Raw genomic sequence first — 6,439 nt, forward strand, 5'->3', positions numbered from 1 at the left:
CGTAGCCAAGATGGCGGTCAAAATGACAATTGGGACGGAATGTCCGCTTCTACCTTGTGGCAAGGCTGCGTTCGCACGCGCGGGGATCAGAACGGACGACCACTGAGCTTTTTTATGACTGCTGAACAGATCGACGATTATACCGGTGCCGCTGCCCTACTGGACAGTCTTCCTGCTGCACAATGGATACTGGGAAATCGCGGGTATGACGCCGACTGGTTCAAGGACGCCCTAGAAAAGAAAGGTATAAAGCCCTGCATTCCAGGACGGAAATCTCGCGAAAAACCGGTCAGATACGACAAGAGAAAATATAAACGCCGCAATCGCATCGAGATCATGTTCGGCAGGCTCAAGGACTGGCGGCGTGTCGCCACCTGCTACGACAGATGCCCGACCGGCTTCTTCTCAGCTATCTGTCTCGCAGCAACCGTCATGTTCTGGCTATGAGACCTGAGCCTTGGGCACTTTAGTCCTCGAATGCTGTAATTGGACTTGCACAACACTGCGCTATGGGGCCGGCAATCGCCTCAAAGTAATCAATTCGATTAATTTTTCAGCACGTCGCTCCAGATTCTGGAAACCCTCCGCTCCAGACTTCCGCTCACTGCGCTTTCCGATGAGATCTTCGACGGTCTCATCGATGGCAAGCAACTCAGAGTCATAAAAGTCTTTGGAAAATGACTCGAACTGCTCCCAGAAGGCAGTCTGAACTGATAGAGCAGAGTCCCGATAGGCAGAGCGCACGCCGTCGCGTGCGTCGCGGAGCTGTAGGTGGTATCGTTCCTGCTGACGGTCCTCAGCGATCTGCGCGACGACTGCCAGGACACCGCCGACTGCGGAAACAACCCGGCCGGCATTTCCGATTGTTCGGGCTACCTTGACGGCTCCCCAAGGCTGGAACTTCACGCCAAAGAACTTCCCAACGTTGTAGACAACCGTATGCGCGTCACTCCCGCGAGCCGCCGTGGCACTGAATGCAGAAGCTCCCTCAGCAGCAGGCCCCGTGGCCCATCGAGCTGCCCAATTTCCGATGTCCTTAGCAATGCTCCCGACCTTCTTTGCCTTGGCGGGCCAATCGGCAAGACCTTCTTCCTTTGAACGCGCGTGCCATGCGAGCGATGCGAAGTCGCCGAGCCCGACGTCGCTAGGTGTTCCGCTTTCAACCTGTCCAGTCAGTTCACGCGCGAGTACGCCATCACGAAGGGCCTCCAACTGACGGCGAAGCTCGCTAAATTCGGTCTCGATGCATAAGCGGGCCTCGTCAGAAAGCGCCTTACTGCGAGCGCTGGCATTGGCTTGGGCACGGGTATGGAGTGCTTCGACATCCTTCTCGGTTTTGCCTGGCTCGATCGACTCCGCGACCTCGTCGCCGTAACTCCCGATGGTGACAACAGCTCTTGCGATGACACCACTCATCGTTGTGCGCAAGCGACCTCGCGACGCTAGGAAGATGCTTCGCTTGCGGTGGAGGAGTTCGAGCGCGGCGCGCTCTTGGGGAAAATCCGTTGACAGCAGCGCCGACGCTTGTTCTGCAATGCCACGCATCGTGAAGAGCGGTGCCGACAAGCGACCTGTCAAACCACGCTCCGCTATAAATCCGTTGAGCGCATCCGTAAGCGCTCCGACGTTGGCAAGTTCGAGGAGGTCCACGCGATCCTCTTCGTCAGCGATTTGTGCCTCAATCCATGACCGGGCGTCGACGAAGACACCGCGGAAATCCTCAAGAACGAGCGGCGCCGTGACCTTCTCGATGTCGCCTTGCTTCGTCTCAGGTGAGCCTGGATCTTGGCCCATTTTGTTTACGACAAGGAGCATCCGACGCGCGTGCTGACGCGCGAATGCGAGCTCTCGGAAGTGCCGCCCGATCGTGTCGTCAAACAGCTCGTTCGTAACGACGAACACGATGAGATCGGCGCGATCGATGATCGCATAGGTCTTCTCGTCGTGGTCGGGGTGTCCCGCATGTACACCCGGTGTGTCAAGGAGCCGGACACCCTTCCAGTCGTAAGCTGTGACTGCGTCGGTGCAGACGTCAGAATCGATCACAATGTCCTCGCGGCCAGTGAGGACGCGAAGGATCGTTGACTTTCCCGCATTATACTGGCCGACGAAGGCTATGGTAAGAGGGGGCGCGTCGCTCGACATCCCAGTGATCCGAACCTCATCCACCTCGCGTTCGAGAGCTTTGACCTTTGGATCCTCGGAGCACGCGGTGGCCGCGCGCAGATCACTCTGAAGTTGCCGGGTTGCTGAGAGGATTTCGCCAAATTCGAAGGAAGCTCTGTCAGCCATGTGCGCGGTCCTCTCCAATCACTTTAATGCGTACACCCACAAGGCGGCTGGCAAGGGAAACATTGCTGCCGCGCTTTCCGATAGCGCGCCCCACTTCTTGTTGTGGGACCCGAACTAGGGCCAATTGAGCCGAGATTGATACGTTCGTGGGCGAGACGCTGGCAGGACGCAGGGCGGCAGCTACCTTTTGAGCGACAGGAACGTCTGGAATCTCGTCGACCCACTCGCCGATCGCGAGGCCCACCCGCTTGCAGAACGCCGCGTTTTCGGTGTTCTCTCTCCAAAGGAACTTGACGCGAATGCCGGGGTCACGAACTACACGGGCGATTAGAGCTTCTTCCACAGGCGTTTGAACGAACTGGCCCGTGCGGATAAGAAGGCGGCGGTTGAGCCCTTCGACAATGGTATCCACCTGACGGGCCCCATCATTCAGGGATCGAGAGACCTCACTCATGCCAGTATAGAGCTGCCGTGTGTCCTTGCGAATCGCGCGAACTAATCGGCTCGTCACGCTGTCATAGAACCATTTCTTCAAGCCGTTCGCGACTTCGCGCTCAAGGTTGTCGATACTTTTACGGAGGTCGGAGGTCACCTTTGCCTTCTGGCCTTGAAGCTTTTTCTCGCGGTCGCTGAAAAGCCATGACAGCCCTAGAGCGATCACGCTAACGCCACCGGCAATCCACCCGACTGGATTCCAAAAGTTCGCGGCACCGAAGTACCCAGCTACAGCGGCAACGCCGGCCATAGCACCCCCTGCTGCAGAGAGCCAACGCAGAGATCGCTGCACATCCCACGGGTCAAACTGTGATGGGCTGGCGGCATCGAACTCTCCTATCAACTTCGACTCTACTGACATCTCTCGTGAAAACTCAACGAGGCGAGCGCGAAGCTCATCAAGGATGGCGGTCTGCTGACGTTTGAGCCAGCCCTGGATGTCGAGCGCTCCCACCTTATGGTTCCAGCGGTCACCTACATCCTCTCGTTCGATGTTCTCGTCGATGAACGCAGACACCGATGCGCGGAGCGGCTGTACGAGCTGGCTCGCTTCCGTCTCCGCGCGGGCGTTTGTTGCCCGGATGAAGCCACTAAGCCAGACATCAAGCTCTCCGAACTTGTCTTCGAGGTAATGAGCCGCTCGCCTCACAGTTTTTGCCTGCTTACCAAGCTCCTCTTGGAGATCAAGCAACGAAATTTGGGTACCATCGACGATGGTCTGCACTCGACGGACAAGGCCGCGTTGGGAAACCTCCACCTCAAGTGCGTGGAGGAGATCTCCGAGGCGGGAGCGCTCCGCAAGGAGTTCGGCATTTTCTCCATACTCGGGGCGAGTGGAGAAGTATGCCGCCTGCGCGTGGATCGGGAATATCCGAACATCGCGCATGCCAAGGTAGTCACGGGCGAGCCAGCGGATGCGGTCGAAGTGTCCACGAAGCTCGTTCTCGTCGAAGACGCTTTGTGGATCTCTTAGAAACCGACGCATGTTCACAGGCTTCTCGAGATCGCGCTTAACATTCAACACGAAAATGAGCGGCTTGTTCTGCTGGCGCAACTCCCGCATACCTTTGAACGACTCCTCCTGAACCCCGTCGGAGCTGGCGAGGAACAATACAACGTCGGTCTCGTCGATCACCGATAATGCCTGCGCGCGATCCTCGTCACCCTCGTACGCCCCAATGCCGGGGGTATCGATGATGCGGAGGGAGTTCCAGACGTACTCGCGCACGTCGCGGGTTGTACGCTGAGCGCCCTTACCAATGGTGGCACCGTCGCCGCGAGTGAGCGCCTCACGGATTGTGCTTTTGCCTGCCATCGTTCGGCCAAAGAGCGTGACCGTGAAGCGACTGAGGACATTCTGCTTGGCGTTAAGAGCTGCGTTTGTCGCACGGAGGGAGTCCGCTAGCGTCGTCTCAAGCTTTGCGTCGAGTTCTTGAAGTCGTGCTCGGGCGTCTTCCACGGCAGCTCCGTCGGTCGGGACTCGACGCGCGACGGCTGCCACCGCTGCCTTTAGTTTCTGCCCAATCTGCTCAGCGTCGTGAAGGGCACGGGTGGCGACCTCAAACTCCTCTCGGGCGACATGCGCGCACTGCCTGAGTGCTCGATGGTACGCGTCGCGGTGCCTAAGGTCTCGAATAAGGTCAGTCATCGATCCAGAAACTAAAATTACATTCGCTTCCGAGCCTGATTGTAACAGCGTCTCACGTCAAGGCGGGTAATCGCAAGTGGTTGCGCGGTATGATACCCCCGCCTTGAACCTACCATATTTAATGAACTGAAATTAAACGATTTTACAGAAGATGGCCTCAGTTTACGCATAGCAAAACCCCGCCAAGTCGATGACTTGGCGGGGTTTCAGAAACTTTAAGTGGTTGCGGGGGAACGATTGCTTCTCAGCTTGCAGCAATCACAAGTTGAGAGCAAAGCAGGATTAAGAGGCTGTTTTGATGAACTTTTTTCTGCCCATGCATGAACTTTTACTGAAAATAAATCGTCCCTTCCCTCATAAAACGTAGAATTTATGCATCCAGAGCCACGTCCGCTTCCGCCTCATTTCGGTCATAAGCGGCGTCGTTTGGGCCTCCGGAAAGCGGACGGTCTGCAATAGCTCTCGTTACCGGTCACTAGCCTCCTCCAAACTGCTGATTGCTGCATGTGCAGCTGATCAGGAGGACATATCATGGAGAAGAAAACTCGTTTTCCATCGCCTACGTTAAAAGCGTCCGTGCCTTGGAACGCAGGAAAAATGGTTGGCGCCAAGAGGGCGCTCAAAGAAAAGCACGTCTGGGCTATTCGGTTCTGGCTGGGGAGCGAACAGCGTGTCAGAGACAAGGCTTTGTTTGATCTTGCTCTCGATAGTAAGCTCAGAGGCTGCGATCTTGTCAGCCTTCGTATTGGCGACATCGTGACCAGCGGTCAGGTACGTCACCGAGCCATGGTCGTTCAGCAGAAAACTCGGCGACCTGTACAGTTCGAAATTACAGAAACAGCACGGGAAAGCGTGCGAACCTGGCTGGAATACCGAGGTGGCGGCCTGAATGAATATGTTTTTCCCAGTCGCCTAAGCCCCAAAGCTCATCTGAGCACAAGGCAATACGCCCGGCTTCTGGATCAATGGGTTCAGGCAGTGGGACTGATCCCCGGTGAATATGGAACTCATTCACTCCGCCGGACAAAGGTTGCCATGATTTACAAACGAACCGGTAACATCCGGGCCGTTCAGATTCTGCTGGGCCATACAAAGCTCGATAGTACAGTTCGATACCTTGGGGTTGATGTCGAGGACGCGCTGACACTGTCAGAAGCCACTGATCTCTGAAATCGAACAGGCATCAGGAATTCTCTACCTCCTCCCTATGTGTACATGTTATGGTGACACATAGGGAGGAGACTATGAGTCAGCATCTTTTAGATAATTTACCGTCCCCGCAGATAGTCGGTGTTCGAGAGTTCCGCGGAAACCTGACGGCTTATCTGCGTCAGGTCAGACAGGGTAGCACGATCTTGGTGACATCTCATGATGAGATTGTGGCTGAACTGCGACCGCCGGCTCCTTCCTATCGGCCCCGCCGTCAGCCAGGAGCTCTTCGCGGGCGGATCAGAATGAGTGAAAATTTTGATCAGACACCGCCGGACATTCTTGAAAGTATGGAACGCGATCTGTGAAGGTTCTGCTCGATACGCATGCGTTGCTCTGGTGGCTTTCGGACTCAGAGCGGCTGGGTGAGACTGCACGGGAGATCATCGCAGACCCGGCCCACGATATTCTGGTGAGTATCGTGTCACTATGGGAGATTGCGATCAAAATCCGTATCGGAAAGCTGGATGCGGATATGAATGATATTCTGGCAGCCATCCCTGCGGAAGGCTTCTCTCTGCTGCCAATACAGCCCGAACACCTGCAGATCCTGATGTCTTTGCCTCTGCATCATCGTGATCCGTTTGACCATCTCCTGATGGCGCAGGCGCAAGCTGAACAGGCCACGTTCCTTTCGGAAGACGGGCAAATGGATCACTACCCCATCAAGAGAATACGCTGTTTATGAATGCAGAAACCGCAAGATCGGTCGAGCGGTCTTTGCAGACACATGTCTAGGCTCAGGACTCATAGCCAGAATATGACGGTTGCGGCGAGACAGATGGCCGAGAAGAA

General features: G+C 56.0%; 5 protein-coding genes and 1 pseudogene. 4 read left to right on the forward strand and 2 right to left on the reverse strand.

Annotation, left to right across the window (positions count from 1 at the left end; translation table 11 throughout):
- Window positions 1–84 precede the first annotated feature (84 nt).
- Window positions 85–447, forward strand: a pseudogene (locus AA0535_RS15685) (IS5 family transposase); the annotation flags it as partial.
- A 60-nt stretch (window positions 448–507) separates the two neighbouring features.
- On the opposite strand, the gene AA0535_RS15690 reads toward AA0535_RS15685, so the two are convergent.
- Both AA0535_RS15690 and AA0535_RS15695 read right to left on the reverse strand, forming a co-directional pair.
- Entirely contained in the window at window positions 508–2,292 is a 1,785-nt protein-coding gene (locus AA0535_RS15690; protein WP_264817627.1) for a GTPase, read from the reverse strand.
- Window positions 2,285–4,246 (reverse strand): GTPase, encoded by a 1,962-nt coding sequence (locus tag AA0535_RS15695; RefSeq protein WP_264817628.1) that lies wholly within the window; start codon window positions 4,244–4,246, stop codon window positions 2,285–2,287. Before AA0535_RS15695 ends, AA0535_RS15690 begins: the two co-directional genes overlap by 8 nt.
- Window positions 4,247–4,966: 720 nt before the next feature.
- Here AA0535_RS15695 and AA0535_RS15700 point away from each other — a divergent pair.
- From AA0535_RS15700 to AA0535_RS15710, 3 genes are read left to right on the forward strand one after another with little or no spacing between them, the layout of a single operon-like run.
- Window positions 4,967–5,605 carry a tyrosine-type recombinase/integrase gene (locus AA0535_RS15700; RefSeq protein WP_264817630.1) on the forward strand — a complete coding sequence of 213 codons (639 nt, stop codon included), beginning with the start codon at window positions 4,967–4,969 and terminating at the stop codon, window positions 5,603–5,605.
- Window positions 5,606–5,655: 50 nt separating this feature from the next.
- Entirely contained in the window at window positions 5,656–5,952 is a 297-nt protein-coding gene (locus AA0535_RS15705) for a type II toxin-antitoxin system Phd/YefM family antitoxin (protein WP_264817631.1), read from the forward strand.
- Entirely contained in the window at window positions 5,949–6,332 is a 384-nt protein-coding gene (locus AA0535_RS15710; protein ID WP_264817632.1) for a type II toxin-antitoxin system VapC family toxin, read from the forward strand. Before AA0535_RS15705 ends, AA0535_RS15710 begins: the two co-directional genes overlap by 4 nt.
- Window positions 6,333–6,439 lie beyond the last annotated feature (107 nt).

Source organism: Asaia krungthepensis NRIC 0535, from assembly GCF_025995175.1.
Classification (GTDB): domain Bacteria; phylum Pseudomonadota; class Alphaproteobacteria; order Acetobacterales; family Acetobacteraceae; genus Asaia; species Asaia krungthepensis.